This window comes from Desulfovibrio sp. ZJ746 (assembly GCF_011039155.1).
GTDB lineage: Bacteria > Desulfobacterota > Desulfovibrionia > Desulfovibrionales > Desulfovibrionaceae > Desulfovibrio.
This window is the reverse complement of record NZ_JAAKEK010000002.1, coordinates 263804-290788: the sequence shown is the minus strand read 5'-3', so window position 1 is coordinate 290788 and position 26985 is coordinate 263804. Positions and strand designations below refer to the sequence as shown.

Below are 26985 nucleotides of genomic sequence, written 5' to 3'. Positions count from 1 at the left end.
ATCATCTGTCAAAAACAGCCTTTTTGCTGCTTGCTGCGTCAGAGAAAAATTTCCTCGGTCGAGTACTTAAGTACACTCCCTTCGGAAATTTTTCTCTTCCTTGCAAGCAGCAAAAAATCTTATTTTTTAGGATCCTTCCGGCACGAGCACCCGTCTTCCGCTTCGCTCCAGACGGGATAGGGAATCTCCTCAGCGTACAACAGCGCTTTTTTCACGTTCTCAGGCTTCCGGCTCTTTCAGCGCCTCCGGGCCCGCGCCCTCGCGCACGATGGCGCGGGCGAGCGCGTCCGCGGCGTCCACCACGGGCACGGGCGCGCCGATGCCCACCACGCCGAGCTCCGTGCAGGCCGCGATGAGCACCTGGGCGCCCTTTTCGAGCATGTGGCCGACCACGGAGGCGAGCTTCGCGCGCACGGCCGCCCCGGTGTCCCCGGCCTTGATGGCGCGGATGACCGCAAGCAGGGCGGCCTCCTCGGCCTCGTCCGCATAGACGGGCGTGAGCCCGAGCTCGCGCAGGGGCGCCTCATACAGGCTCGTGAGGCGCACGGCCGGCGAGGCCAAAAGGCCCACGCGGGCGCCGGGCGCACGCCGCGCGGCCTCGGCCGAGGCCAGCGCCACCATGTCCAGCACGGGCACCTTCACGGCCCGGGCCACCTCCCCGCGCCAGTTGTGGGCGGTGTTGCAGGCGATGCAGAGAAAGTCCGCCCCCTGGGCCTCGAGGCCGCGGGCCATGCCGGCGAGGCAGGGCCCCGGGGAAACGTCCCCGCCTTCCAGCAGCACCTTGATGCGCGAGGGCACCTGGGGATTGTTGTCCACGATGAGGTGCACGTGGTCCGCGTCGTCGCTGGCCCTCGTGTGGGCCACCACGCGGCGCATGAGGTCGATGGTGGCCTCGGGGCCCATGCCGCCGAGGATGCCGCAGGTTCGCATGTCACACTCCCGCGCTAGACCTTCATGGCCGCGCCGCGGGCCGGGTCCATGTCGTTCTCGAGCTTGGAGACGAAGATGGCGCCCGTGGCGTCGCCCATGACGTTGATGGTGGTGCGGGCCATGTCCATGATGCGGTCGACGCCGGCCACGAGCGCGATGGCCTCCAGCGGGATGCCCACCTGGGTGAAGACCATGGTGCTCATGATGAGCGCGGCCCCGGGCACGCCCATGGAGCCGATGGACGCGAGCAGCGCCATGAGCAGGATGACGAGCTGCTTGTCGAGCGTCATGGGGATGCCGTACACCTCGGCCGCGAAAAGGGCCACGATGCCCATGTAGATGGCGGCGCCGTCCATGTTGATGGTGTTGCCGAGCGGGATGGAGAAGCTGGAGACGCTGCGCGAGGCGCCGAGCTTTTCCACGCTGATGAGGTTGGAGGACAGGGCGGCCGCGCTCGAGCAGGTGGTGAAGGCGATGAGCAAGGGTTCGCTGATGCCCTTGAGGAATTGCCCGGACTTCAGGCCGCTGAAGCGCACGCAGGGCAGATACACGATGAGGATCTGGCAGAGGCAGGCCACATACATGATGATCACGAGCTTGATGAGCGGCAGGAGCACCGCGAGCCCGTGCGAGGCCACGGTGAAGGCCATGAGGGCGAAGACGCCGATGGGCGCGTAGAGCATGACGATGGTGGTCAGGCGGATCATCACCTCGCCCATGCCGTTGAAGAACTCCGTGACGACCTTGACCTTCTCGCCGCAGATGCTCAGGGAGAAGCCGAGCAGGACGGCGAAGAAGATGATCTGGAGCATGGTGCCCTTGGCGAGGCTCTCCATGGGATTGATGGGCACGATGTTGAGCAGCACCTGCACGAGCGGCGGCGGCGTGGCCTCCTTGGCCTGGAGATTGGCCGTGGAGAGGTCGAGGCCCATGCCCGGCTGGAACAGGTTGGCGAGAATGAGGCCGATGATGATGGCGATGGCCGTGGTGGCGAAATAGTAGATGAGCGTCTTGACGGCCACGCGCCCGAGGCGCCCCACGTCGCCCACGCTGGCCGCGCCGGCCACGAGCGTGGCGAAGACGAGCGGCACCACCACCATGCGCACGAGGTTGATGAAGAGCTGCCCGAAGGGCCGGAACCACTGGGCGTCAAAGCCCACGGCGGGGGCCACCGCGCCGGCGAGGACGCCGAGCACCATGCCGATGCCCATCTGTACGGGCAGGCTCATGCGTTTTTTCTCACTCATAAAGCCTCCTTGTCACACCTTCCGGGCAAGGCCCGGGGAAAGGTTGGCGGCCCGTTGCCGGCCGCGGCCTGTGCCGTTGACGCCGTAATGTCAAGAGTCAAATGTTGACATTCTCCCTTGGGTTCTTTGTGGCATTGAGCACAAGCGCTGTCAAGCGGGCGCAGCCGGGGAGAGGAGAGTTTGTGGGGGCAGCGCCGGTGGAGCTGGCGCGGCGGGGAGGATGCGCGCGGAACGGGATACGGCCGCGGGGTACGGCCCCGGCCCGGCCGGATGTCTCACGCGCTCATGCCGGCGGCCGGCTACAAATAGCCGTATTCCTTGCGCGTGTAGTAGAGGCAGGGCAGCGCGAAAAAGAGGGTCAGCACCTCGGCCACGGGGGTGGCGGCCCAGATGCCGTTGAGCCCGAGGATGAAGGGCAGCGCCACAACGGCCACGGCCTGCAGCGCCAGCGTGCGCACGAAGGACACGGCCGCGGAAAAGAGGCCGTTGTTGAGCGCGGTGTAAAACGAGGAGACAAAGATGTTCACCCCGGCGAAGATGAAGGAGAAGGAATAGATCACCGAGGCGTGTTCGGCCATGCGCGCCAGTTCCGGGTCATAGCCGAGGAAGAGCCGCGCGAGGAAGGGAGAGAGCGCAAGGCCGGCCACGGAGAGCAGGATGCCCAGGGCGAGGTTGATGGCCAGGCTGTAGCGCAAAAGGCTCTTCAGCTCCGGGGTGTTGCGGGCGCCGTAGTGGTAGGCGATGACCGGGATGGCGCCGAAGCCGAAGCCCAGGAAGATGGCGATGAACAGGAAGCCGATGTACATGAGCAGGCCGTACACGGCCACGCCGTTCTCGCCGGCCATTTTCAGGAGCAGGAAATTGTAGAGGATGGAAATGAGCGACATGGAGACATTGCTCATGAATTCCGAGGCGCCGTTGGTGCAGCTCTTCACGATGGCGCGCCACTCCGGCGCCGCGCGCCCGATGCGCAGCTCGCTCGTTTCGGACAGGGCGAAAAAGAGCAGCGGCGGCACCGCGCCCACCAGCATGCCGCCCACGGTGGCGATGGCCGCGCCGAGCAGCCCCCAGCCGAACACGAGGATGAGCAGGTAGTCGAAGAGGATATTGGTCACGCCGGCCGCGAAGGTCACCCAGAGCCCGAGCTGCGGCCGCCCGGCCAGCGGGAAGAAGCTCTGGAACATGAACTGGAGGATCATGGGCGTGAGCCCGGGGATGAGCACCCAGCCGTAGATCTTGCAGGCCTCCAGCACCTCGCCCTCGGCGCCGAGCAGGACGGCGCAGGGCTCGAGGAACACGAGCCACACGAAGCTCAGGGCCGTGCCCGTGACAATGGCGAAATACACGAGCAGGGAAAAGCGGCTGCGCGCCAGCGCCACCTTGCCGCGGCCGAGGGTCTTGGCCACAAGGGCGCTGCCGCCGGTGCCGATCATGGTGCCCAGGGTGGCCGGGATCATGATGAAGGGGAAGATGAGGTTCACGGCCACGAAGGCGGTCTTGCCCACGTAGTTGGAGACGAAGTAGCCGTCGACGATGGTGTAGAGGCTCGTCAGGATCAGCATGCCCATGGTGGGGCAGGTGAAGCGGATGAGCCTCAGGGGGGTGAAGTGGTCCGACAGCCGCACGGCCATGGCGCTATCCGGGTCGGGCGGCTCCCCGGCGGGGGGCGATGCCGGGGGCCGGCGTTTTTGGGCGGTGAACGGCAGGCCCGAAGCCCGCCGCTCGCCGCCCGGAGATACTAGAAGGAATACACAAAGCTCGCGTTCACGTTCCAGGCGTCCCTGGTGCCGGGGATGGACTCGCTGTTCCTGTGGCGGGCGCCCCACACGGACTTGCCCGTATCCAGGAACATGAAGACATAGCCGGCCTCCACGTTGATGCACATGTTTTCGTACACCTGCCAGGAATTGGTGGAACCCAGTTCGAGCGCGCTGTCAAGGCTCGTCAGGTACATGCCCGGCATGCCGAGGGCCGCGCCCTGGCTGCCCAGGTTGGGCGTGAGCACCGTGCCGTTGGACCACAGCCCGGCGAGGGACATCTTTTTCGCCATGGTCGGGCTGTTGGTGCCGCGGATGTAGTTCACACGGAAGATGTGCGAGAGGTCTTTCACGAAGCTCACGTTGTTGAGCCTGGCGCCGATGCCCCAGGTGCCGGCCATGTTGTTGCCGATGACCGCGTAGCGCTCGATATAGGGCGCACCGTCAAAGGCGAAGTAGGAGAAATTGTTGGCGTTGTTGGGGTCCAGCGCGGGCAGGCGCTCGGAGCCGTTGGCGGGGTTAGAGTCATCGCCGGAGCCATACCAGCCGTAGAGGCCGGGCACGCCCCAGTCGAGCGAATACTCGAGCAGCAGGGCCGCGAACCAGCCCGAACGGTTGAGGCGGCCGTCGTCGTCCCAGGTGACGGCGCCGTATTCAAAATCAAAGGCCGCGGAGAAGTTGTCCCAGGTGGCCTGCCCGGTCACGCCTGCCCACCACATGTTGGCGTAGCTGCCCACATGGCGGTCGTTGCCCGCCTCGGAAAAGTCCCGATGCCGTGCGCCGCCGGCCGGGAACATGCCGGCCATGAAGTAGGAGCTGTCCTCGCTGGTGTTGGCGTTGAGGTTGCCCAGCGGATCGAGGCTGCGGCCATCCCGGAAGGTGTTGGGCCCCATGGCGCCGTACATGCCCCAGGGGGTAATGCTCACGTTGTCGAAGGTGAGCGGCACCATGAGGCCGCCCACGTCGAGGTTATCTATGAAGCTGGCGTGATAGCCCTTGGGCCGGCCATTGTAGGCTTCGTTGTAGCCGAGGTAGTTGTCGTTGTAGGGCCGGGCCCAGAAGGCGGTGAGCGCCACATTGTCGTTCACCTGCGCGCTCACGGTGATGCCGGCCACGTCCCCGTCGAGCACGGCGTTGCCCGAGGCCATGGACGGCGTGGAGATGTTCTGCAGGCCCATGCGCACCTGCACCGGCGTCTCGGGGAGCGTCCAGTCCAGATAGGCGTTCTTGACCTCCACGATCTGGCCGTCAGCGCCGAGGGCGCCGCCTGTGGACTGCTGGCCCCAGTAGGTCTCGCCGATTTCAAAGGTCACCGTGCCGGACAGGTTTTCCGAGGCCACGGCGTCCAGTTGCAGGCGCAGGCGCTGCACGGCCTCGAAATTGTCCTGGCCTTCGCCCCAGCCGATGGTGTTGTGGCCGTTGTAGCTGCCCTGGAAATTGCCGTTGGCGCCGTAGCCGAAGCTCATGATCCACTGGCCCTTGATCTTGAAGTCCACGGCAAGCGCGGCGCCGGCAAGCGCGTGGACGGCCCATGCCGCCATGACGAGTATGGCAAGTTTTTTCATGTCCCCTCCAATCATTCCTCGTATGCTCTGAAACCGATACAGACGCGGCTCCCCGGGCACCCCCGGCCCGGGGAGCGCGAAGCGCTAGGCGCCGCTGATGGTGCCGCGCGCCATGAGGTAGATGGCGAGCACGGCCGCGATGAGCAGCAGGATCAGGATGGCCCAGTCAGCCCCGCTGAACATGGGGCCCTTGTCCGTGGCCGCGTTCTGCTTGCGCGCCCAGATGTAGAAGGGGATGCCGCAGGCCACGATAATGGTGGCCATGAGCAGGTAGCTGAGACCCGCCGCGTAGATGAGCCAGAGGCCGAAGGCTACGGCGACGATGCTGTTGATCAGCGCCGACGCCCGGCCCGTGGCGGCGTTGCCCGGGTACTTGCCGTCCTCGCAGATCTTCCAGAGGTACATCATGGACACCACATAGGCGGGCAGCACCATGACGCCCGTGATGTTGAGCATGGTGTTCCACGCATTGTTGGAGAAGTAGACGAGCAGCATGCCGAGCTGCATGCAGCCGCTCGTGATCCACAGCGAGACATTGGGGGAGCCGTGCTTGTTCTCGCTGGCGAACATCTTGGGGAAGGTGCCGTTCTTGGCGGCGGCGAAGGGCATTTCGGCGGTGATCATGGTCCAGGCGAGCCAGCTCGTGAGCACGGCGATGAGCAGGCCGATGTTCATGAGCCACGCGCCCCACGGGCCGACCACATGCTCGAGCACGCCGGCGGTGGAGGGATTGGGCACGGCCGCGAGCTCATGCTGCGTCATGAAGCCGAAGGGCAGCACGGAAAGCAGCACATAGACCGCGAGGCAGCCGAGATAGCCCAAAATGGTGGCGCTGCCCACCACCTTGGCGCTCTTGGCGCGCGCGGAAAGCACCACCGCGCCCTCGATGCCGATGAAGCACCAGAGCGTGACGAGCATGGTGCTCTTGACCTGCGAGCCCATGGAGCCCAGCGTCTTGCCGTCGATGAGCATGTTGCCGAAGAAGTCGAAATCGAACTTGTCGATATGGAAGCAGAAGGCGACGATGATGATGAAAAGGAAGAGCGGGATGATCTTGCCCACCGTGCCGATGGTGTTGATGAAGGCGGCCTGGCGGGTGCCCCTCAGCACGATGAAGTTGAACACCCAGATGAGCAGCGAGCCCCCGATGATGGAGGGGATGTTGTTGCCCCCCTGGAAATAGGGCGGGAAGAAATAGTTGAGGGCATCCATGGTGATGACGGCATAGCCCACGTTGCCGCAGATCTGGCAGAGCCAGTAGGCCCAGCAGATGAGGAAGCCCACAAAGGGCCCGAAGCCCACCCGCGCGTACATGTAGATGCCTGCGGAGAGGTCGGGCCGCACGTCCGCGAGAATGCGGAAGGAATTGGCGATGCCGAACATGCCCACGCCCGTGATGACCCAGGCGATGAAGATCGCGCACAGGGAGGCGTCGGCGGCCATGTTCTGGGGCAGGCTGTAGATGCCGCCGCCGATCATGGAGCTCACCACGACGGCGGCCAGCGCGACGGTGCCGAGTTTTTTCGTTTCTTGCGCCATACGGCAGTTCTCCTGAAGACTTCAGGCCGGTCATTAGCCCCCTCTGAAAAGCGGGGGGCGGGTGGCCCATAGGAAAAAACCCGGCCCGCTGGACTCTCTGTCTGTCAACGGACCGGGCGGAAAGGGCGCCCCAGGCCCGGAGCGGGCCGGCAAGTGCGGCGCCGCCCCGGCGGGAGCGTCATATCTGGTTTACAGGGCCTTGGGGTCGACCGGGTCGGCCGTCTTGAAATTGAGCATGCCCATGGCCGTCAGGCAGTAGCCGAAGGGCTCGGTCAGGTTGATGTAGGTGTGCCACATCTGGAATTCGCTGTGCTTTTCCACGCCGCGGATGGAAAGCTCGTGGTTCATGGACTTGGTGAGCCACATCTCGGCGCAGCTCTTGGCGATCTGGTCGTCGATCTTGGTGTCGAAGTATTCGACATACTCGGCCGCCCAGCCGCCGATGAGCTCTTTCGTCTTGGGGTCGCGGCCCCAGACCACGCCGAGGCCGGTGGCGATGGCCTTGTGCTGGTCAAGGGAGGCGCCGGCGCCGGCCATGATGACTTCGAGCACCGCGCCGTGCGTGAAGTACTTGGTGACCTTGTTCACGTCCACGATGTTGCCGTAGAGCGCCTTGGGCAGCACGGAGGTGTAGTGGACGACGTTGAAGTCCTGGATCTTGGCCTGAAGGAGGGCCGAGTCATAGCAGAAGGTCTCAAAAGGCTGCGGCGGGATGCCCTCGTCGGCCTGGCCGACGCCCTGGGTGATGAACGCAAGCGTGGGATAGCGGGTACCAACTTCCATGATCGTCCTCCCTTGAAACTGGTTGATGGATTGTGAAAAAAATCTCCACGGGAAAATGAAACACCTGATGATGAAAAAAGTCAATGATTAAATATTTTTATGATAACTATTTGAAATAATGATTTAAAATCGGAAAGTGAAGGCGGCTCACAAGCTAAGTACACCGTATCGTTTGCTTTAATAGCAAGAGTTAAAGAAATGAACTGGTGCCCATAGCCGAAGGAAAAACTGTTGTCGGTGCTTCCCTGTGCCGCGTGTGCGAACGGCGGAAAATGCTCCCGGTTATACCGAAAACAGGAAGGCGGCAGCCAGGAGCAGCAGCGTCGTCCACAGGGTAACATGGCGTATCCATGCCGGAGCGGGTCTGGCGCGTGCCCATTCGTCGCGCGCCTGCTCATGTTTGCGGAGGATGGCCAACGAATAAAAGATGACAGCCGACAAAAGGAAAATAAAGGCCCAGCGCACATGCGCCGCCTCGGAGTTCGCCAGCGAGAGGATGCAGAACACGGACCCCACAAGCCCGGTCAGCACGGCCACGGAATAGCGCCAGGGCTCCACCCTGCCGTGGGCGAGTATTTGCACGGCGATGCACGAATAGAGGTAGGGAACCAGGGTCAGGATGACCGCCGAGGCCTGGAGCGTCTCAAAAGGGGACTTGTCTTTTGAGAAGCAGCCGGCAAAGGCCAGAAAGCTCATGATCACCGCGATGATGCCGATGCCTTCCACGGGCACCCCGCGCCGGTTCACACGCGAAAATATCTCCCCGAACAGGCCGTCGTGCGCTGCCGCGGCCGCGCTCTGCGAAACGAGGAGCATCCAGCCGCCCAGCGAACCCAGGCAGCCGATGGCCGCGCAACCGGCGACGATGTTGGCCCCCAGCGGCCCGAAAGCCCTGGCTGCGGCATCCGCAAAAGGCGCTGTGGAGGCCTGCAACTCCGCATTGGGAATGAGGCCCATGATAACGGAGGAACTGAGGATATAGCACCCCGCCGCAAGCAAGACCCCGCATATGGTGGCAATGGGCACATTGCGCCTGGGGTTGCGCACCACGGCCGTTGCCACGGCGGCGCTTTCCACCCCGATGAACGCCCACAGGGTCATGTTCAGGGTGGCGCCTACGACACTTATGGTCGGTGCTTCCGTGACCTTCCACGAATCAAGGAATATGTGCGGATCGAACCAGAACCAGCCCAGGAGCCCGACACCGAGAATGGGCACGAGCTTCACCGAAGTGGCGACGGCCTGGATATAGCCGATGAAACGCGGCCCCAGGATGTTTGCATACGCAAATGCCCAGATCAGACCCATTTGCAGGAGCAGCCCCGGAAGCCTGGCATTAATTACTGGGAAAAAATGCGCGATATAACTCGCCGCGGCGACGCCTATGGTGACATTGCCGACGATATTGGCAAACCAGTACACCAGATTCGTCTGGTAGCCGATAAAGGATCCGAAGGCGTTGCGCGCATACGCATAGGGGCCGCCCGCGGCGGGGTCCACATTGGCCAGGCGGGAGAAGGTCAGGGCCAGCGCGATGGCGCCGCAGGTGGTCACGAGCCATGTGAGGATGGTGACGGAACCGAACCGGGCGAGAGATGCGGGCAGCAGGAACACGCCGGAACCTATCATGTTGCCGGCGACCAGAAAGGTTGCCATGACCACGCCCATTCGTTGGGGTTCATCCGCTGTGTTTGCCATGACAGTCTCCCATGAAGGGTTCAGGAGAGGCGCGCTCTCAGGCCGGGGCGTGGGTCTTGTGCTGTATCGCGGGCGCCTGCATCCCGGCCCATATGCTTTGAGGCCGCGTTGCAGAAAAACCCCATGGAGCCCGGAAGCGAAGTTCTTTAAGTAAAGGATTAGGGAAGATGTGTAAAGGCGTGTTTTTTCTGACTTTTGAGTGAGAAAATTCTCGCAGGCCTTCTTCGGGATGAAAGGGCGGACGTAACCAGGACGTACTTTCTCCGAATGGGGGGAATGCGGCGGCCACCCCACGCGGCACGGGGAGGCTCGGCGTGGGGGCGGGGGCTGTCTCGTGCACTGCCCGCAGCCGGGCAGGGGTAAGTATCCCCGCCTGTGCACGCTGCGCGTTGCAAGATTGCACATATGAAAGAAAGGGCGGACGCGGAAGAAGTAGTGCTTTAAGGCCCGCGGCGCCGCTTCGGGAGAGCCCGGGGAAAAACGGTTGCCACTTTCAAAAAAAAGGTTTAGTCTTGTACAGTCGTTACAAGGATTTTGTCCTGACACTACCTCCTCTCCCGCGTTCTTCCTTCAGGCAGCGTCAGGGCATGGTCACTCATGTGTTCCGTCCCGTTTTGTTGCCAACAGAAAGGAGGAAGTCACAATGCATTTGACCCCCAAAGAGCAGGACAAGCTCCTGCTGCTTTCCATGGGCATCATCGCCGAGCGCCGGCTCAAGAAAGGGCTGAAGCTCAACTACCCCGAGGCGGTCGCCTACATCACCTCCGCCGCGCTCGAGGGCGCGCGCGAGGGCAAGACCGTTGAACAGGTCATGCACGATTCCGCGCAGGTGCTCAAGAAGGAACAGGTCATGGAAGGCGTGGCCGACATGATCACCCTGCTCCAGGTGGAGGCCGTGTTCACCGACGGCTCCAGGCTCGTTTCCATCCATCAACCGATCAAGTAGAGGGTGTTGACGTGGCAGATTCCAAAACCCAGACGTATTCGACCCCGCAGGGCGTCTTTGAAGGCACGCCCCCCATCGACTATCCCAAGACGCCGGCCTTTACCCCCAAGACCCCGTGCCCCGTGGGCGGCGTCATCCTTGCCGACGGCGACATCACCTACAACGCCCACCGCCGCACCGCCAAGGTGGTGGTGCACAACACGGGCGACCGCCCCGTGCAGGTGGGCAGCCACTTCCACTTCTTTGAAGTGAACCGCTATCTGGAGTTCGACCGGCCGGCGGCCTTCGGCAAGCATCTCAACATCCCGGCCACCACGGCCATCCGCTTCGAGCCCGGCGAGGAGAAGGAAGTGGAGCTCGTGGCCTTCGGCGGCAAGCGCCGGCTCATCGGCTTCAACGACCTCACCGACGGCTACGCGGGCCTTGAGGACGATCCGACCTACTACCCGGTCAAAATCCGCGCGTTCAAGAAGATGGCGGCCATGGGCTTCAAGTCGGTCTCCGAGTCCGAGGCCGATGCCGAAGTGAACGAGGCCGAACTTTCAGCCAAGGCCAAGGGGGGGAAGTAAGCAATGGCAGTCATTTCCAGAAAACAGAACAATGACCTTTTCGGCCCCACCACGGGCGACAAGATCCGCCTCGGCAACACCGACCTCTATGTGGAGATCGAGAAGGACCTGCGCGTCTACGGCGACGAAACGGTCTACGGCGGCGGCAAGACCCTGCGCGACGGCATGGGCACGGCCAACACCATCACGAGCAAGGGCGGCTCCCTTGACCTCGTCATCACCAACGTCACCGTCCTCGACCCGGTGCTCGGCGTCATCAAGGCCGACGTGGGCGTGAAGGACGGCAAGATCGCGGGCATCGGCAAGGCCGGCAACCCCAACATCATGGACGGCGTCTCCCCCAACCTCTGCACCGGGCCCTCCACGGACGCCATCTCGGGCGAGCACTGCATCTTGACGGCCGCCGGCATCGACGGCCATGTGCACATGGTGGCCCCGCAGCAGGCCTACAACTGCCTCTCCAACGGCATCACCACCCTCATCGGCGGCGGTGTGGGCCCCACGGACGGCTCCAACGGCACCACCATCACCTCCGGCGTGTGGAACGTGCAAAAAATGTTCGAGGCCTGCGAGGGCATCCCGATCAATATCGGCTTCCTCGGCAAGGGCAATTCCAGCGTCAAGGAGACCCTGGAAGAGCAGATCGTGGCCGGCTGCTGCGGCCTCAAGATCCACGAGGACTGGGGCACCACCTGCGCGGCCCTGCGCAAGTGCATGGAAGTGGCCGACCAGATGGACGTGCAGGTGGCCCTGCATGCGGACACGCTCAATGAAAACGGCTATGTGGAAGACACCATCGCCGCCATCGACGGCAGGACCATCCACAGCTACCACACCGAGGGCGCGGGCGGCGGCCATGCCCCCGACCTCCTGAAAGTGGCCTCCCTGGCCAACGTGCTTCCGTCCTCCACCAACCCGACCCTGCCCTTCGGCATCAATTCGCAGGCCGAGCTCTTTGACATGATCATGGTCTGCCACAACCTGAACCCGGGCATCCCCTCGGACGTGGCCTTCGCCGAAAGCCGCGTGCGCCCGGAGACCCAGTCCGCCGAAAACGTCTTCCATGACCTCGGCATCATCTCCATGGTGTCGTCGGACTCGCAGGCCATGGGCCGCGTGGGCGAATCCTTCATGCGCACCTTCCAGATGGCCTCCTACATGAAGCAGGTGCGCGGCAAGCTCCCCGAAGACAGCGACAGCAACGACAACTTCCGCGTGCTGCGCTATCTCGCCCAGATGACCATCAACCCGGCCATCACCTACGGCATCAGCGAGATTCTGGGCTCCATCGAAGTGGGCAAGATGGCCGACCTCGTGCTCTGGGAGCCGGCCTTCTTCGGCACCAAGCCCAAGCTCGTCATCAAGGGCGGCCTCATCAACTGGGCCAACATGGGCGACCCCAACGCCTCCCTGACCACGCCGCAGCCCAAGATCATGCGGCCCATGTACGGCAGCTTCGGCAAGGCCCTGCCCCGCACCTGCGTGCGCTTCACCTCGCAGGCGGCCGTGGATTCCGGCACTGTGGCCCGCTTTGGCATTGACAATATCATCTACCCGGTGCGCAAGACCCGCCAGGTCACCAAGCAGGACATGGTGCGCAACACCGCCATGCCGAAGATCGAGGTCGATCCCGAGACCTTCAAGGTCTATGTGAACGGCACCCTCGCCTATGTGCCGCCGGCCAAGGAACTGCCCCTTGCGCAGCTCTACTGGTTCAGTTAGGCCAGATCCCGCGGAGGCGCCCGCAGGGGCGCCTCCCGGCATTCTCCACGGGGGGCGGCCCTGCCGCCCCCCTTTAACCGTAGAACCCCGACACCCCATGGAAATCTGCACCAGCATCCTCGGCAACCTGCACGACCCCGAGTGGAAAGAGCGCCTATCCGGGCTCGACATCGAATATATCCCGCTGGACCAGTGGACGGCTCAGAAATCGCGCTTTCTCGCCGTGAGCGAGCGGGGCACCGAATATCCCATCGCGCTCAAGCGGCAGTCGCAGGTGGTGGACGGCGACATCGTGTTTTACGACGCCGACAAGGGCCATGTGGCGGCGCTGAAGCTCGACCTCAACCCCGTGCTCGTGCTCGACCTTTCCTCGCTCGTCAGCGAAAGCCCCGAGACCATCATCCGCCGCAGCCTCGAGCTCGGCCACGCCATCGGCAACCAGCACTGGCCGGCCGTGGTCAAGGGCACGAAAATCTATGTGCCGCTGACCGTGGACAAGAAGGTCATGCTCTCGGTCATGGACACCCACCACCTCGAGGGCGTGAGCTACGAATTTCAGCCCGGCCGGGAGGTCATCCCCTACATGGCGCCGCACGAGATCCGCCGGCTCTTCGGCGGGGCCTCGCACGGCAGCCACGAACACGCGCACGGGCATGACCATGCCCACCCGCATGACCATCACCACGAACATGGGCATGACCACCACCACGGGCACCACCATGAGCACTGAGGCCCCAGCCGTGCCCGCCGAAGCCGGCGCGCCTTCCGCCGGGGCGCCTTCCATGGCCGGCCTGTTCCGGCTCATCCAGATGACGGACTCCGCCTTCCCGGTGGGGACTTTCTCCTTTTCCAACGGCCTTGAGACCGCGGCGCACCTCGGCCTCGTGCATGACGCCTCGACATTGCGGGACTATGCGCGCTCGGTGGCCACGCAGGCCGCGTTCAGCGACGGCGTGGCGGCCTTGCTCGCCTTCCGCGCCGCCCGCAAGGGGGAGTATGAGGCCGTCCGCGCGGCCGACCGCCAGCTCTTGCTCTTCAAGATGAACGACGAGGCGAGGCTCATGCTCTGCCGCATGGGCAAGAAATTCGCGGAGCTCGGGCTCCGGCGCCACGGCGAGGGGAGCCTCTTCGGGCGCTGGCTGGCCGACATCGAGGCGGGCGTGACACCCGGCACCTTCCCGGTGGCGCAGGGCATCGCCTTCGCGCTGGACGGCCTGGGCGAAAAGGAGCTCTATGTGTCGCACCAGTACGGCGTCATCAACATGGTGCTCTCCGCGGCGCTGCGCCTTGTGCGCGTTTCGCACTACGACACGCAGAAAATTCTTTCGGAACTCGGCGGCGAGGTGGAAGCCATGTATGAAAAAGCCCGCGCAATGGGCTTTGAGAACATGAACGCCTTTGTTCCCGAGATGGACATCCTTGCCTCCCTGCACGAAAAGGGCAGCATGCGCATGTTCATGAACTGAGCCTGACGGCACAAACGCTAGCGAGGCCCTATGTCTACCTGCAGGATCGGCGTCGGCGGCCCGGTGGGCAGCGGCAAGACCGCGCTCATCGAGGCCATCACCCCCCGCCTCATGGAGCGCGGCATGAACGTGCTCATCATCACCAACGACATCGTCACCACCGAGGACGCCAAGCACGTGCGCAAGACGCTCAAGGGCATCCTCATGGAAGACCGCATCATCGGCGTGGAGACCGGCGCCTGCCCGCACACGGCCGTGCGCGAGGACCCCTCCATGAACATCGCCGCCGTGGAGGAGATGGAGGCCAAGTTCCCGGATGCGGACGTGGTGCTCATCGAGTCCGGCGGGGACAACCTCACCCTCACCTTCAGCCCGGCCTTGGTGGACTTTTTCATCTACGTCATCGACGTGGCCGCGGGCGACAAGATCCCGCGCAAGGACGGCCCCGGCATCTCGCAGAGCGACATCCTCGTGATCAACAAGACGGATCTCGCGCCCTACGTCGGCGCCTCGCTGGATGTCATGGACCACGACAGCAAGCTCATGCGGCCGGGCAAGCCCTTTGTGTTCACCAATTCGCTCACCGGCGAGGGCATCGACGAGCTCGTCTCGCTCATCTTCAAGATGGCGCTCTTCGACAAGGTTGGGGGGAACTGAGCCCCATGGCGCAACTGCACTATTCCGACGCCCCCAAGGTCGACTTCGACGCCATGCCGGAGCTTTCGGGCTTCACCGAGCAGCCTACGGCCATGTATGTGGGCTGCCCGGGCAAGCACGGCTATCTCAACCTGGGCTTTGAGAAAAACAGCGAGGGCAGGTCCATCCTGCGCGAGCTCGACCGCCGGGCGCCGCTCATCGTGCAGCGGGAGTTGTATTTCGACGAAGAGCTCCCGGAGATGCCCTGCGTCTACATCCTCTCCTCGGGCGGGCCCAATGTGGACGGCGACCGCTATGTGCAGAACTTCGTGCTGAAAAAGGGCGCCATGGCCTTTATCAGCACGGGCGCCGCCACCAAGCTCGCGGAGATGACGAGCAACTATTCCGCCATGCGCCAGACCATCACCCTCGAGGCGGATGCGTATCTCGAATATTTGCCCGAGCCCATCATCCCCTGCCGCCACACCCGCTATATCTCGGACACGGACATCATCGTGGACCCGACCGCGGCCATGTTCTATTCCGAGATCTACATGCCGGGCCGCAAGTATTACAAGGAAGGGGAGATCTTCCAGTATGACGTGCTCTCCGTGTGCGCGCACGCGCGGCGCCCCGACGGCACGCCGCTCTTCAGGGAGAAGTTCGTCATCGACCCGCGCGAGGGCCATTTGCGCGACGTGGGCGTGATGCACGGCTATGACGTGTTCGCCAATGTCATCGTGCTCGCGCCCGAGGCGCAGGCCGAGAGCGTGTATGCGGCCACCGAGCCCTTCATTGACGCGGAAAGGCGTCTCGCCTCGGGCGTGACGCATCTTCCCAACGGGGCCGGGCTGCTCTTCAAGGTTCTGGGCATGGAGCCGGGGCCGGTCAAGGCCGTGGTGAGGGAGTTTTGTTCCGCCGTCCGCCAGGCGGTCAAGGGGCATCCGCTGCCCAAGGAATTCCCCTGGCGCTGAGAGGCAGGGGGAAGGCTTTTGTCATGCTTGCGAGGCGGTTGTGTGTCATTGCTGTCTGGATAATGCCGAAATTATCCGTCAAAAACAGCCTTTTTGGTTCCGACTGCGTCAGAGAAAAATTTCCTTGGTCGAGTACTTAAGTACACTCCCTGCGGAAATTTTTATCCTCCTTGCTTCAGCCGTTGCGACGAAGGAAGCTACGGATGAAGACAGCAGTTAGGTAGCGCGTCAGCCAGTCAACGAAACCGCTGTCGCTATCCGTAAGCCCGGCGAGCCGGGCAACGGCTAGCGCGTCGGAACCAAAAAATCTTATTTTTTAGGATGCTTCCGGCACGAGCACCCGTCTTCCGCTTCGCTCCAGACGGACTTAAGGAAAATCTGGCAACTGCTTGATAGAACATAACATCCAGGAGAAAGGCTATGGCGACGACTGACCAGCCCCGCACCTATGTGTTCTCGCTCCAGGGCGCCGTGCGGGGCACCTTGCGCGGCTCGGGCCAGGTGATGTTCCAGCAGAGCGCGTGGACGGGCATCCTCTTCCTGGCCGGCATCTTCTGGGGCGCCTACAACGCCGGCGCGCCGCAGGTGGCCTGGGGCGCGCTCGTGGGCCTCATCGCCAGCAGTTTCGCCGGCTGGATCATCGGCGAATATCCCGAGGACGGCGAAGACGGCCTCTGGGGCTTCAACGGCATCCTTGTGGGCTGCGCCTTCCCCACCTTTCTCGCGCCCGTGCCGCTCATGTGGATCGCCCTCATCTTCTGCTCCATGCTCACCACGTGGATGCGGCGCGGCTTCAATAATGTCTCCGTGCGCTTCAAGATCAATTCGCTGACCTTCCCCTTCGTCTTCCTGACCTGGGTCTTTCTGCTCTCCGCGCGGGTGCTCACCGGCATGCCGCTCGCCGATGCGGACTCGCCGGCGCTCATCATCCACATCGGCGGCGAAATCGACTGGAGCATCCAGTCTTTCGTCATCTACTGGCTCAAGGGCATTGCGCAGGTCTTCCTCATCAACAACGCCGTCACCGGCCTCATCTTCCTCGTGGGCCTCGCCGTGTGCAGCCTGTGGGCGGCCATTTACGCGGCCGTGGGCTCGGCCGTGGCGCTTTTCGTGGCCATCGCCTTCGCGGCCGACCCGGCGGACGTGACCGCCGGCCTCTTCGGCTTCAGCCCCGTGCTGACCGCCATCGCGCTCGGCTGCACCTTCTACAAGGTCAACTGGCGCACGGCGCTCTGGGCCATCACGGGCGTGGTCGCCACGGTGTTCATCCAGGCCGGCATGGACGCCCTCATGACGCCCTGGGGCCTGCCCACCCTGACCGGGCCCTTCTGCGTGGCCACCTGGCTCTTCCTGCTGCCGCTCTACAAGCTCGATGAGAACGACCCGGACAAGAGCGACTGGAAGCACACCGGCCAGACGCCGCCATCGGCCAGGAACGTCAAGGCCGGCAAGGACTAGTCCGGGGCACCATCATGGCAGAACAGCTCGTCCCCATCGCGCGGATGCCCCTGCGGGCCCGGCATTGGTACATCTTTGCCGTGGCCTCGCTGGAGCAGCTCATCGGCGCGGCGCTCTCCACCATCGCGGGCATCATCATCCCGCTCATCCTGCTCCTCGGCACGCCGTCACTCAGCGCCGCCGAGCAGGGCATCCTCGGCGCAAGCGGCCTCGTGGGCATCGCCGTGGGCTCGCTCTTCATCGGCAAGCTCATGGACAGCATGGGCTATCTCGTCTGGTTCCGCCTCTGCCCGCTGATCATCGCGGCCGGGGCCGGCGGGGTGTATTTCTCCGACAGCTTCTGGCCGCTCGCAGGCAGCCTCTTTGTCATCGGGCTCGGCGTGGGCGGCGGCTACAGCCTCGACTCGGGCTATATCTCCGAGGTGATGCCGGCCAAGTGGGAGAGCTTCTTCGTGGGCCTCGCCAAGGCCACCTGCGCCGTGGGCTTCGTGGGTGGCGCGGCGTATGCGTACTTTCTCCTCAAGACCGACCCCACGGCCGCGGCGTGGCCAGACCTCATCCTCTTCGTGGGCGGGCTCGGGGTGCTCGGGTTCCTGCTGCGCCTGCGCTGGTACCAGAGCCCGCGCTGGCTCATGGCCCGCGGCGAGACCAAAAAGGCCCAAGAGGCCGCGCGGGACTTTCTCGGGCCCCGCGCCGAGGTGCTCCCGCTGCCGAAACAGGACGCGGGCAAGCCGGTCTCCTGGGGGGCCATGTTCCGCGGCGAAAACCTCGACAAGGTCATCTTCAGCGGCATTTCCTGGGCCTGCGAGGGCCTGGGGGTCTATGGCTTCGGCGTGTTCCTGCCCATCCTCGTCATGGCCCTCGGGCTCCAGGGCGGCGCGGACGAGGGGCTGCCCAAGGTGCTCGACTCCGTGCGCACGACCATCTTCATCAATATCTTCATCGGCGCGGGCTTCGCCATCGGGCTTGCCGTGCTGCACAAGGTGAATTCCGTGCGTCTCATGGGCTGGACCTTCGTGCTCTGCGCGCTCTCGCTGGCCGTGCTCTGGGCCGGGCACGCGTGGGGCTGGCCGGTGTGGGTGAGCTTTTTGGCATTCGTGGTCTTTGAGACCGCGCTCAACGCCGGGCCGCACCTCGTCACCTTCATCATCCCCTCGAAGATCTACCCGGTGGCGGAGCGCGGCGCCGGCATGGGCATCGCCGCCATGCTCGGCAAGGTGGGGGCCATCCTCGGCGTGTTCTTCATGCCCGTGCTCCTGAGCCTCGGCGGCATAACGGCCGTGCTGCTGGTTTCCATCGCGGTGCAGCTCATGGGCGCGGCCGTGACCTTTATCTATGGCAAGCGCCTGAAGCTCGCGTGAAGCCGCGCTGTGGGGTCATGTTTTCGCGTTCGCGATGTGGCTGTGCGGCTTGGGTAATGCCGAAATTATCCGTCAAAAACAGCCTTGCTTCAGCCGTTGCGACGAAGGAAGCTACGGATGAAGACAGCAATTAGCTACCACGGAGTTTAGACAACGAAACCACTGTCGCTATCCGTAAGCCCGGCAAGCCGGGCAACGGCTAGCGCTTCACTGCTGGCTGCGTCAGAAAAAAATTTCCTCGGTCGAGTACTTAAGTACACTCCCTTCGGAAATTTTTGTCTTCCTTGCTTCAGCCGTTGCGACGAAGGAAGCTACGGATGAAGACAGCAGTTAGGTAGCTCGCTGGACAGCCAACACTGCCTCTGTCGCTATCCGTAAGGCTCGCAGGCTCGCCAACGGCTAGCGCGCCAGCAGTGAAAAATCTTATTTTTTAGGATTCTTCCGGCACACGCCCCCGTCTTCCGCTTCGCTCCAGACGGATTTAAGGAAGAACTGTCAACTGCCTTAAGGAATCTAACCTTCGGTGAAGGTGGACACCATGACGACCGAGACGACCGGGACGACTGAACCCACACAGGCCGCGGCAGCGGCGGCGCAGACAGCGGCGGAGGCCGCGCAGACGGCCGCGGCGGCGGCCAAGACGGCGGCCGCGGAAGCGGCGCAGGTGGCGGCGGAGGGCAAGGAGCAGGTGGCCGCGGCCAAGGCGGTACAGGCCACGGCGGCCGACGCCCTCAAGGCCGCCACCAGCGGCAGCAAAGGGCCGGAACCCTCGGGCCACAGGTATCCCTTCTGGTCGAAAACGCTGCCCCACATCCTCAATATCCTGACCATAGTGCTCTCTTTCGGGCTCATCGCCTTCATTTCCTTCGATACCTTCAAGGGCGTGGACTATCTGGAAAATCCGCTCTACATGAAGTACCAGTATTACGTCTGTATCGTCTTCCTGCTGGAATATCTCTACCGCTTCATCACCTCGAAGCACAAGCTGCGCTTCTTCATCGTCTCCTTCCCCTTTCTCTTCATCGCCATCCCGTACCTGAACCTCATCGAGCAGTATAACATCGCGGTGAGCCACGAGCTTTTGAGCTATATCTGCTTCATCCCCATCGTGCGCGGCATCGTGGCGCTCGTCATGGTCGTCAACTACCTGAGCGAAAACCTGGCCTCCACGGTGTTTGTGTCGTACATCATCGTGCTCGTGCCCTTCATCTACATGTCGGGCCTCATCTTCTATGTGGCCGAGAAGGCCGTGAACCCGGCTGTCGAGAACTTCTGGAACGCCCTGTGGTGGGCCGGCATGAACGCCTCCACCGTGGGCTGCTACATCAACCCGGCGACACCCATGGGCAAGGTGCTGAGCCTGATCCTCTCTCTCGTCGGCCTGATCATGTTCCCGCTGTTCACCGTGTATTTCGGGCAGATGGTCACGGCCTACAACAACAAGCTCAAGGAAAAGCCCGCCCGGTAGCGGGCGCCCGGGCGCGTTTTGTTTTGCGGCCGCCGGGAAAATCCTTGACACGCCGCCCCGGCGGGCGCTATGCCAAGTCAACGGAGTCACCCATGTCGAGCGTTCTTTCCCCCGCAGCCATCCAGTACGCCGCCGGCGCCAGCCGCTCTTTCTTTGCGTACTTTTACTTTACGGATGCCTGCGGCCGGGAACTGCGCTGACGCCATACCGCCAACGTGAAGTCCAGGGCCGCGGGCATGTGCCGGCGGCCCTTTTTTGTTCCGCCGGCCGCGCCGGCGTGTTTCGGGGCCACAAACCGAAGGAGCTTCCCATGTATCTCGGCAAACAGGTTCGCATGGAGCGCATCATCGACCGCACGGACGGCCGCACCATCATCGTGCCCATGGACCACGGCGTGACCATGGGCCTCGTGGACGGCCTCATCGACATGCGCGAGACCGTCAACGACATGGCCAAGGCCGGCGCGGACGCCGTGCTCATGCACAAGGGCCTCGTGCGCTGCTCGCACCGCAGCGCCGGCAAGGACATCGGCCTCATCGTGCACCTCTCCGCCTCCACCGCGCTCTCGCCCAACGGCAACACCAAGACCCTTGTGGGCACGGTGGAAGAGGGCCTGAAGCACGGCGCGGACGCGGTCTCCGTGCACATCAATTTGGGCGATGTCAACGAGCGCGACATGCTGCGCGACATGGGCGCCATCGCCGAAGCCTGCGACAACTGGCACATGCCGCTGCTCGCCATGGTCTACGCGCGCGGCCCGCAGGTGAAGAACAGCTTTGACCCGGCCAATATCGCCCATTGCGCGCGCGTGGGCGTGGAGCTCGGCGCGGACATCGTCAAGGTCTCCTACACGGGCGATGTGGACAGCTTCGCCGACGTGGTGGCCAACTGCTGCGTGCCCGTGGTCATCGCCGGCGGCGAGCGCATGGACTCCGACCGCGCCGTGCTCCAGATGGTGTATGACTCCCTGCAGGCGGGCGGGGCCGGCATCTCCATGGGCCGCAACGTCTTCCAGCATCCGCGCCGCGTGGAGCTCGTGCGGGCGCTGCGCGCCATCGTGCATGAAAACGCCACCGTGGACCAGGCCCTCAAGATCCTTGGGGAGTAGTCATGCCGCGCATCTATTTCCGTTGTGTGCCCTATGACAAGGAGAGCCTGACCCTGGCGCTCGAGTCGGGCGTGGATGGGGTCATCGTGCCGGAAGCGCATGCGCCCCAGGCCGCCACGCTCTCGCGCTGCGAGGTCTGGAACGACGAGGAGACCCCGCTTATGAGCCTCGCCGCCAAGGCGGACGAGGAGGAGGCGCTTGCCCGCCTGCGCGCCGGCGAGCGCGTGGTGCTGGCCTCCGGCTGGGAGATCATCCCGGTGGAGAACCTCCTCGCCCAGAGCGACGACGTGCTCGTCGAGGCCGCGAACCTCGAGCAGGCCAGGCTCGCCGCGGGCATCCTCGAGCGCGGCGTGGCCGGCATCGTGGTGCCGGTCTCGGCCGTATCCGACATCAAGGCCATCGTGGCGCAGTGCAAGCTCTCGCAGGGGGAGGAAACGCTCGTGCCGGCGCGCGTCACGCGCGTGGAGCCCGTGGGCCTCGGGCACCGCGTCTGCGCGGACACGCTCTCCCTGCTTCAGCGCGGGCAGGGCATGCTGGTGGGCAATGCCAGCGCCTTCACCTTCCTCGTGCACGCCGAGACCGAGCACAACGAATATGTGGCCTCCCGGCCCTTCCGCGTCAACGCGGGCGCGGTGCATGCCTATGTGCGCCTGCCGCATGACCGCACCACCTATTTGGGCGAGCTGCGCGCCGGCCAGGAAGTACTCATCGTTTCGGCGGACGGCTCCACGGGCGTGGCCACGCTCGGGCGCGTGAAGATCGAGGTGAGGCCCATGCTGCTCATCGAGGCCGAAGTGCCGGGAGAGAACGGGCCGGTCAAGGGCGCGGTCTTTCTCCAGAATGCCGAGACCATCCGCCTCGTGACGCCCAGGGGCGAGCCCGTGAGCGTGGTGGCGCTCGAGCCCGGGGACGAAGTGCTCTGCCGCGTGGACGACGCCAAGGGCGGGGCCGGCCGGCATTTCGGCATGCGCGTCGCCGAGGACATCAGGGAGGTCTGAGCATGTGCGCGAAGACGCATGAGGGAGCGGACGCAAGCGCGCGCCTTGGCGCCATCCGCGGCGAGATCGACGCCGTGGACGAGGAGCTGCTTCGGCTCTTCAACCGGCGCGCGGCCCTGAGCCGCGAGGTGGGCCGCATCAAGGCCGAGGGGCGCGACCTCATCTTCAAGCCCCTGCGCGAGCGCGACCTTCTGGACTCGCTCGCCGCGCGCAACCCGGGCGACCTGCCCGAGCCGCACCTGCGGGCCATCTGGCGCGAGATACTGTCCTCCTCCAGGGCGCTCCAGCGGCCGCAGAACGTGGCCTACCTCGGGCCCGAGGGGACGTTCTCCTACTTCGCGGGCGTGGAATACCTCGGCCACGCGGCGAGCTTCCATCCCTGCCGGGACATTGCGGGCGTCTTTGAGGAGGTCTGCTCCGGCGCCTGCGAGCTCGGCGTGGTGCCGCTGGAAAATTCGCTTCAGGGCACGGTGGGTGTGAGCTTCGACCTCTTCCTCAAGCATGATGTGGTCATCGAGGCCGAGCTCTTCTCGCGCATCTCGCATTGCCTGCTCTCCAACGAGCCGAGCCTCGCAAGGGTGCGCACGGTGTATTCGCACCCGCAGCCGCTGGCCCAGTGCGGCGGCTGGCTCCGCGCGCATTTGCCGGCCGCGGCGCTCGTGCCCGTGGAGTCCACGGCGGCGGCGGCCGAGCGGGCCGCCCGGGAGCCCGGCGCGGCCGCCATCGGCAACGGCAAGCTCGCCGACATGCTGGGCCTTGGCGTGCTCGCCAGGCGCATCGAGGACGAGCCCGGCAACTGGACGCGCTTTGTGATCATCGCCCCGCGCGCGGCCTCGGCCCGGGCGGCCATCGTGCCCCGGCCCACGCCCGGGGGCCAGTCGGGCGCGGACAAGACCTCGCTGCTCTTCACCGTGCCGGACAAGGCCGGCGCGCTCTCCACCGTGCTCGAGCTTTTGGCGGCCAACGGCATCAATATGCGCAAGCTCGAGTCGCGGCCGCTCCACGGGCAGCTCGGCAAGTATGTCTTTTTCGCCGACGTGGAGAGCGACCTCGACCATCCGCGCCATGCGGAGCTTTTGAAGCAGCTCGGCCACGCCTGCGCCAGCTTCCGCATCCTCGGTACCTATCCAACCGGGCCCCAGCTCGACCGCATGAGCGTCGATGCCGGCGCCCGCGACGACGAAGAAGGTATCTGACATGACTGACCAGAACAGCACGGACGCGGCCGAAGCGCCGGTCATCATCCCGGCGCCGGCGTCCAAGTCCCTCTCGCACCGCTACCTCATCGGCGCGGCCCTGGCCGACGGCGAATCCCGTGTGCGCCACACCCTTGAAAGCGCGGACCTTGAGCGCACCCGCGCCATCCTCTGCGAGGCGGGCGCCAAAATGGAGCCCCTGCACGAGGGCGACGCCGGCGGCGCGCCGACGGGCTGGCGTGTTCAAGGCATGGCCGGCGCCCCGCGCGGGGGCCACGGGAGCCCGCTCGCCTGCAACGTGGGCGAATCCGGCACCACCTGCCGCCTGCTCACCGCCGTTCTCGCCGCGGGCGCGGGCCTGTTCCGCATCCATGGCGAGGGCCGCATGCACGAGCGCCCCATCGGCGAGCTCTGCGACGTGCTCGTGCGCCTTGGCGCCGGCGTCACGTGGGAGGGCAAGCCGGGCTGCCCGCCCTTCCTGCTCCAGGCCTGCGGGCTCGCGCCGTCGCTCGCCGACGGCGTGGTGCGCGTGGGCATGGAATCTTCCAGCCAGTACTTTTCCGGGCTGCTGCTCGCCGCGCCCATGTGCCCCTCGCCGCTCACGCTGGAGCTCGCCGGGCGCAAGGCCGTGTCCTGGCCCTATGTGGGCCTGACCCTCCAGTGCCTGACGGATTTCGGCATCCGCTTTCGCGTGTCCATGCGCGCGCGGCTCTCCGACCCGTGGGAATCCCTCACCGGCACGGCCTGGCGCAACCTGCGCGACGCCGCCCCGGGCTGCCTGCGCGTGACCGTGTGGCCAGGCGCCTACAGGCCGGGCGACTATGTGGTGGAAGGGGACTGGTCGGGCGCGTCCTACTTTCTCGCGGCCGGCGCCCTCGGCCCGCGCCCGGTGCGCGTGGAGGGCCTCAGGGCAGACTCGCTCCAGGGCGACCGCGCCATGCTCGCCATCCTCCAGAAAATGGGCGCGCGCGTGAAGGTGGAGCCGGACGCCGTCACCGTCTCCCCCACGGAGCTGCACGGCGTTGAGCTCGACATGGGCGCCTGCCCGGACCTCGTGCCCACGGTGGCCGTGCTCGCGGCCTTTGCCAAGGGCTCGACCCGGGTGCGCAACGTGGCGCACTTGCGCCTCAAGGAGTCCGACCGCATCGCCGCCCCTGCCGAGGAGCTCGCCAAGGCCGGCGTCACGGTGGACGCGCTCTCGGACGGCCTGCTCGTGAGCGGCATGGGCGGCCTCGCCGGGCATGTGCGCAACCGGCCCGACGCCCCCCGGCTGCGCGAGGGCGTCACGCTCTCGGCGCACAACGACCACCGCATGGCCATGTCGCTGGCGCTCCTCGGCCTGCGCGACCCCAAGCTCGATGTGCGCGCCCGCCTCGACGACCCCACGGTGGTGCGCAAGTCCTTCCCCGGGTTCTGGGAGCTCTGGAGCCGCCTTTCATGACTGCGGAACAGGGAGAAACGCCCGCTCCGGGGCAGCGCCCGTCCCTGGGCCCCGGTGCCCCCGGAAAGGCGGCCATCGTCGGCTCCCGGGGGCGCATGGGCGCCATGCTGCTTGCGCGGGCGCGGGCGGCCGGCCTTGATGTCACGGGCGTTGATCAGCCGCTCACCACAGAAGCGCTCAAGGCGGCGCTGGCGGGGGCGGACCTCGCCCTGCTCTGCGTGCCCGCGGCCGTGTTTGCCGAAGTGGCAAAGGCCGTGACGGCGCAGCTTGCGCCCGGGGCGGTGCTCGCGGACATCACCTCGGTCAAGGAGCGGCCCCTGCGCCAGATGGAACGCCTCTGGGGGGGGCCGGTGGTGGGCACGCATCCGCTCTTCGGGCCCAAGTCCGCCCCGGGGGCCGACCAGCCCGTGGCCGTGGTGGCGGGCAAGGGCGCGGAAGAGGCGCACCTCGCCCGGGTGGAGGGCTTTTTCACGGCCCTCGGCTGCCGCACCTTCCGCTGTTCCGCGGCCGCGCACGATCGCGCCATGGCCCGCATCCAGAACACCAACTTCATCACCAATCTCGCGTACTTCGCGCTGCTCGCGGGCGAGGAGGAGCTGTTGCCCTTCCTCACGCCCTCCTTCGAGCGCCGGCGGGCGGCCGCGGCCAAGATGCTCACCGAGGATGCGGAGCTCTTCAGCGGCCTCTTCGAGGCCAATGCCCACAGCCTCGAGGCCGTGCGCCAGTACCGCAAGATGCTCAATGTGGCCGCGGCCGGCGACATCGACCTGCTCTGCCACCGCGCGGCGTGGTGGTGGGAGGAAGGGGCACGGGCCGGCAAGGGCACGGCCGGCGTTGCGGGAGGCGGGTTTAGTCCGGGCGCCGCGTGCCCCCGGGCTGAAGAGGGCCGCCCGGGGGCGGATCCTGGGTCTCGCCGGAAAGGTCGGCGCCGTGGATGCCGCCGCGCTGCACGGCGTCCTTGCCGAAGCGCCCGCGCAGGGTGTCCAGCGCCCGGTCAAGGCGCCGGCGGCGCGCTTCCTCCTCCGGGGCCGGCAGGCTCCCCGGGCGTTGCGGGGCGGAACCTCGCGCGGCGCCCGGGAGCAACAATTGCTCGGCCCCCTGCTCGAAGCCGGAGACCGAGAGCCCGATAAGCCGCACGGGCTGGCCCAGGGGTTCTTCTTCCAAGAGCCCGCGCGCGGTCTCGAAAATGGTGCGCGTGGCGTCCGTGCGCCCGCCCAGGGTGCGCGAGCGCGTGATCTGGCGAAAATCCGCGAACTTGATCTTGAGGGTCACGGTGCGCCCGGCGAGGCCGTGGCGCCTGAGGCGCGCGCCCACGCGCTCGGCATGCGCGAAGAGCGCCCGGGCCAGCAGGTCGCGGTCGCGCACATCGCGGGCGAAGGTGCGCTCCGCGCCCTCGCTCTTGACCTCGTGCCCGGGCGTCACCGGCCGCGGGTCGATGCCATGGGCGCGGTCGTGGAGCACCAGTCCCCACTTGCCGTAGCGCCGCTCGAGAAACTCCCGGGGGAGGCCGCGCAATTGCGCCACATGGGTGATGCCGAGGGCCGCGAGGCTCGCGGCCATGCTCCGCCCCACGCCGGGGAGCCGCGTGACCTCGAGCGAGAGCAGGAAGGCGTCGGCCTCCTGGGGCGCGAGGATGAAGACGCCGTCCGGCTTGTTGACCTCGGAGCAGATCTTGGCAAGGAATTTCACCGGCGCGATGCCCACCGAGCAGGTGAGGCCGCCGGTCACTTCGGCCACGGCCGCCTTGACCGCGCGCGCCAGCGCCTCCGGGGGCCCGAAAAGGCGGTCGAGGCCGCCGGCGTCAAGGTAGGCCTCGTCGATGCTGGCCGGCTCCACAGAGGGGGAGAAGCCCCGCAGGGCCTCCATGATGCGCGCGGAAAGCTCGGAATAGCGGCCGTGGCGCCCGCGGATGAAGACGCCGCGCGGGCAGAGGCGCCGGGCCGTGGCCATGGGCATGGCCGAGTGCACGCCATAGCGCCGCGCCTCATAGGAGGCCGTGGACACCACCCCGCGCTTGTCCCCGCCGATGATGACCGGCTTGCCCTTGAGGCTGGGGTCGTCCAGTTGTTCCACGGAGGCGAAGAACGCATCCATGTCCAGGTGCAGGATCATGGCGGTCTCCG

The 26985-nt window shown here is 65.4% G+C and carries 22 protein-coding genes and 1 pseudogene; 15 read left to right on the top strand and 8 right to left on the bottom strand.

Annotation, left to right across the window (positions count from 1 at the left end; all coding sequences use genetic code 11):
* Nucleotides 1–219: 219 nt before the first annotated feature.
* From G7Y54_RS05670 to G7Y54_RS05640, 7 genes are all read right to left on the bottom strand, one after another.
* Nucleotides 220–930 (bottom strand): amino acid racemase, encoded by a 711-nt coding sequence (locus tag G7Y54_RS05670; RefSeq protein WP_165078312.1) that lies wholly within the window; start codon nt 928–930, stop codon nt 220–222.
* 14 nt (nt 931–944) lie between these two features.
* Nucleotides 945–2177 carry a dicarboxylate/amino acid:cation symporter gene (locus G7Y54_RS05665; RefSeq protein WP_165078311.1) on the bottom strand — a complete coding sequence of 411 codons (1233 nt, stop codon included), beginning with the start codon at nt 2175–2177 and terminating at the stop codon, nt 945–947.
* 299 nt (nt 2178–2476) lie between these two features.
* Complete coding sequence (locus G7Y54_RS05660) at nt 2477–3808, bottom strand: MATE family efflux transporter (RefSeq protein ID WP_165078310.1); 1332 nt, start codon at nt 3806–3808, stop codon at nt 2477–2479.
* A 107-nt stretch (nt 3809–3915) separates the two neighbouring features.
* Nucleotides 3916–5499 (bottom strand): outer membrane homotrimeric porin, encoded by a 1584-nt coding sequence (locus G7Y54_RS05655; RefSeq protein WP_165078309.1) that lies wholly within the window; start codon nt 5497–5499, stop codon nt 3916–3918.
* 84 nt (nt 5500–5583) lie between these two features.
* Nucleotides 5584–7038 (bottom strand): amino acid permease, encoded by a 1455-nt coding sequence (locus G7Y54_RS05650; RefSeq protein WP_165078308.1) that lies wholly within the window; start codon nt 7036–7038, stop codon nt 5584–5586.
* Nucleotides 7039–7227: 189 nt separating this feature from the next.
* A complete protein-coding gene (locus tag G7Y54_RS05645; RefSeq protein WP_165078307.1) occupies nt 7228–7821 on the bottom strand; it encodes a pyruvoyl-dependent arginine decarboxylase in 594 nt (197 codons plus the stop codon).
* 282 nt (nt 7822–8103) lie between these two features.
* Complete coding sequence (locus G7Y54_RS05640; RefSeq protein WP_165078306.1) at nt 8104–9519, bottom strand: amino acid permease; 1416 nt, start codon at nt 9517–9519, stop codon at nt 8104–8106.
* A 643-nt stretch (nt 9520–10162) separates the two neighbouring features.
* On the opposite strand from G7Y54_RS05640, the gene G7Y54_RS05635 reads away from it, so the two are divergent.
* From G7Y54_RS05635 to G7Y54_RS05565, 15 genes and pseudogenes are all read left to right on the top strand, one after another.
* Nucleotides 10163–10465 carry an urease subunit gamma gene (locus G7Y54_RS05635; RefSeq protein WP_165078305.1) on the top strand — a complete coding sequence of 101 codons (303 nt, stop codon included), beginning with the start codon at nt 10163–10165 and terminating at the stop codon, nt 10463–10465.
* 122 nt (nt 10466–10587) lie between these two features.
* Nucleotides 10588–11034 carry an urease subunit beta gene (locus G7Y54_RS05630; RefSeq protein ID WP_346773630.1) on the top strand — a complete coding sequence of 149 codons (447 nt, stop codon included), beginning with the start codon at nt 10588–10590 and terminating at the stop codon, nt 11032–11034.
* Between the two features lie 3 nt (nt 11035–11037).
* Nucleotides 11038–12756, top strand: coding sequence for an urease subunit alpha (locus G7Y54_RS05625; protein WP_165078304.1), 1719 nt, complete (start codon nt 11038–11040; stop codon nt 12754–12756).
* Between the two features lie 97 nt (nt 12757–12853).
* A complete protein-coding gene (locus G7Y54_RS05620; protein WP_165078303.1) occupies nt 12854–13486 on the top strand; it encodes an urease accessory protein UreE in 633 nt (210 codons plus the stop codon).
* Nucleotides 13410–14222, top strand: coding sequence for an urease accessory UreF family protein (locus tag G7Y54_RS05615; RefSeq protein WP_206214904.1), 813 nt, complete (start codon nt 13410–13412; stop codon nt 14220–14222). The genes G7Y54_RS05620 and G7Y54_RS05615 overlap by 77 nt, the downstream gene beginning before the upstream one ends.
* 30 nt (nt 14223–14252) lie before the next feature.
* Nucleotides 14253–14879, top strand: a complete 627-nt coding sequence (gene ureG / locus G7Y54_RS05610) for an urease accessory protein UreG (RefSeq protein ID WP_165078302.1) — start codon at nt 14253–14255, stop codon at nt 14877–14879.
* Between the two features lie 5 nt (nt 14880–14884).
* Nucleotides 14885–15832, top strand: coding sequence for an urease accessory protein UreD (locus G7Y54_RS05605; RefSeq protein ID WP_165078301.1), 948 nt, complete (start codon nt 14885–14887; stop codon nt 15830–15832).
* Nucleotides 15833–16252: 420 nt separating this feature from the next.
* Nucleotides 16253–17290, top strand: a complete 1038-nt coding sequence (locus G7Y54_RS05600; protein WP_165078300.1) for an urea transporter — start codon at nt 16253–16255, stop codon at nt 17288–17290.
* A gap of 14 nt (nt 17291–17304) precedes the next feature.
* Nucleotides 17305–18651, top strand: a complete 1347-nt coding sequence (locus G7Y54_RS05595) for an MFS transporter (protein ID WP_165078299.1) — start codon at nt 17305–17307, stop codon at nt 18649–18651.
* 538 nt (nt 18652–19189) lie between these two features.
* The gene (locus G7Y54_RS05590; protein WP_165078298.1) at nt 19190–20119 is read left to right on the top strand and encodes a potassium channel family protein; all 930 of its coding nucleotides are present in this window, start codon (nt 19190–19192) and stop codon (nt 20117–20119) included.
* A gap of 310 nt (nt 20120–20429) precedes the next feature.
* On the top strand, nt 20430–21227 hold the full coding sequence (locus tag G7Y54_RS05585; protein ID WP_165078297.1) for a 2-amino-3,7-dideoxy-D-threo-hept-6-ulosonate synthase: 798 nt from the start codon (nt 20430–20432) through the stop codon (nt 21225–21227).
* Between the two features lie 2 nt (nt 21228–21229).
* Complete coding sequence (locus tag G7Y54_RS05580) at nt 21230–22225, top strand: 3-dehydroquinate synthase II family protein (RefSeq protein ID WP_165078296.1); 996 nt, start codon at nt 21230–21232, stop codon at nt 22223–22225.
* A gap of 2 nt (nt 22226–22227) precedes the next feature.
* Complete coding sequence (gene pheA / locus G7Y54_RS05575) at nt 22228–23421, top strand: prephenate dehydratase (protein WP_165078295.1); 1194 nt, start codon at nt 22228–22230, stop codon at nt 23419–23421.
* 1 nt (nt 23422) lies between these two features.
* A complete protein-coding gene (locus G7Y54_RS05570; RefSeq protein ID WP_165078294.1) occupies nt 23423–24862 on the top strand; it encodes a 3-phosphoshikimate 1-carboxyvinyltransferase in 1440 nt (479 codons plus the stop codon).
* Nucleotides 24863–24957: 95 nt separating this feature from the next.
* Nucleotides 24958–25665: pseudogene (locus G7Y54_RS05565) on the top strand (prephenate dehydrogenase/arogenate dehydrogenase family protein); the annotation flags it as partial.
* A gap of 46 nt (nt 25666–25711) precedes the next feature.
* On the opposite strand, the gene dinB reads toward G7Y54_RS05565, so the two are convergent.
* Nucleotides 25712–26974 carry a DNA polymerase IV gene (gene dinB / locus G7Y54_RS05560; RefSeq protein WP_165078293.1) on the bottom strand — a complete coding sequence of 421 codons (1263 nt, stop codon included), beginning with the start codon at nt 26972–26974 and terminating at the stop codon, nt 25712–25714.
* Nucleotides 26975–26985 lie beyond the last annotated feature (11 nt).

Coding starts and splice junctions, on each gene's coding strand:
- G7Y54_RS05605 (WP_165078301.1), top strand. CDS start 14,885: ATGGCGCAACTGCACTATTCCGACGCCCCCAAGGTCGACTTCGACGCC.
- G7Y54_RS05635 (WP_165078305.1), top strand. CDS start 10,163: ATGCATTTGACCCCCAAAGAGCAGGACAAGCTCCTGCTGCTTTCCATG.
- G7Y54_RS05580 (WP_165078296.1), top strand. CDS start 21,230: ATGCCGCGCATCTATTTCCGTTGTGTGCCCTATGACAAGGAGAGCCTG.
- ureG (WP_165078302.1), top strand. CDS start 14,253: ATGTCTACCTGCAGGATCGGCGTCGGCGGCCCGGTGGGCAGCGGCAAG.
- G7Y54_RS05595 (WP_165078299.1), top strand. CDS start 17,305: ATGGCAGAACAGCTCGTCCCCATCGCGCGGATGCCCCTGCGGGCCCGG.
- G7Y54_RS05615 (WP_206214904.1), top strand. CDS start 13,410: ATGACCATGCCCACCCGCATGACCATCACCACGAACATGGGCATGACC.
- G7Y54_RS05640 (WP_165078306.1), bottom strand. CDS start 9,519: ATGGCAAACACAGCGGATGAACCCCAACGAATGGGCGTGGTCATGGCA.
- G7Y54_RS05650 (WP_165078308.1), bottom strand. CDS start 7,038: ATGGCGCAAGAAACGAAAAAACTCGGCACCGTCGCGCTGGCCGCCGTC.
- G7Y54_RS05665 (WP_165078311.1), bottom strand. CDS start 2,177: ATGAGTGAGAAAAAACGCATGAGCCTGCCCGTACAGATGGGCATCGGC.
- G7Y54_RS05625 (WP_165078304.1), top strand. CDS start 11,038: ATGGCAGTCATTTCCAGAAAACAGAACAATGACCTTTTCGGCCCCACC.
- G7Y54_RS05620 (WP_165078303.1), top strand. CDS start 12,854: ATGGAAATCTGCACCAGCATCCTCGGCAACCTGCACGACCCCGAGTGG.
- G7Y54_RS05590 (WP_165078298.1), top strand. CDS start 19,190: ATGACGACCGAGACGACCGGGACGACTGAACCCACACAGGCCGCGGCA.
- G7Y54_RS05645 (WP_165078307.1), bottom strand. CDS start 7,821: ATGGAAGTTGGTACCCGCTATCCCACGCTTGCGTTCATCACCCAGGGC.
- G7Y54_RS05655 (WP_165078309.1), bottom strand. CDS start 5,499: ATGAAAAAACTTGCCATACTCGTCATGGCGGCATGGGCCGTCCACGCG.
- G7Y54_RS05570 (WP_165078294.1), top strand. CDS start 23,423: ATGACTGACCAGAACAGCACGGACGCGGCCGAAGCGCCGGTCATCATC.
- pheA (WP_165078295.1), top strand. CDS start 22,228: ATGTGCGCGAAGACGCATGAGGGAGCGGACGCAAGCGCGCGCCTTGGC.
- G7Y54_RS05600 (WP_165078300.1), top strand. CDS start 16,253: ATGGCGACGACTGACCAGCCCCGCACCTATGTGTTCTCGCTCCAGGGC.
- G7Y54_RS05660 (WP_165078310.1), bottom strand. CDS start 3,808: ATGGCCGTGCGGCTGTCGGACCACTTCACCCCCCTGAGGCTCATCCGC.
- G7Y54_RS05585 (WP_165078297.1), top strand. CDS start 20,430: ATGTATCTCGGCAAACAGGTTCGCATGGAGCGCATCATCGACCGCACG.
- G7Y54_RS05670 (WP_165078312.1), bottom strand. CDS start 930: ATGCGAACCTGCGGCATCCTCGGCGGCATGGGCCCCGAGGCCACCATC.
- dinB (WP_165078293.1), bottom strand. CDS start 26,974: ATGATCCTGCACCTGGACATGGATGCGTTCTTCGCCTCCGTGGAACAA.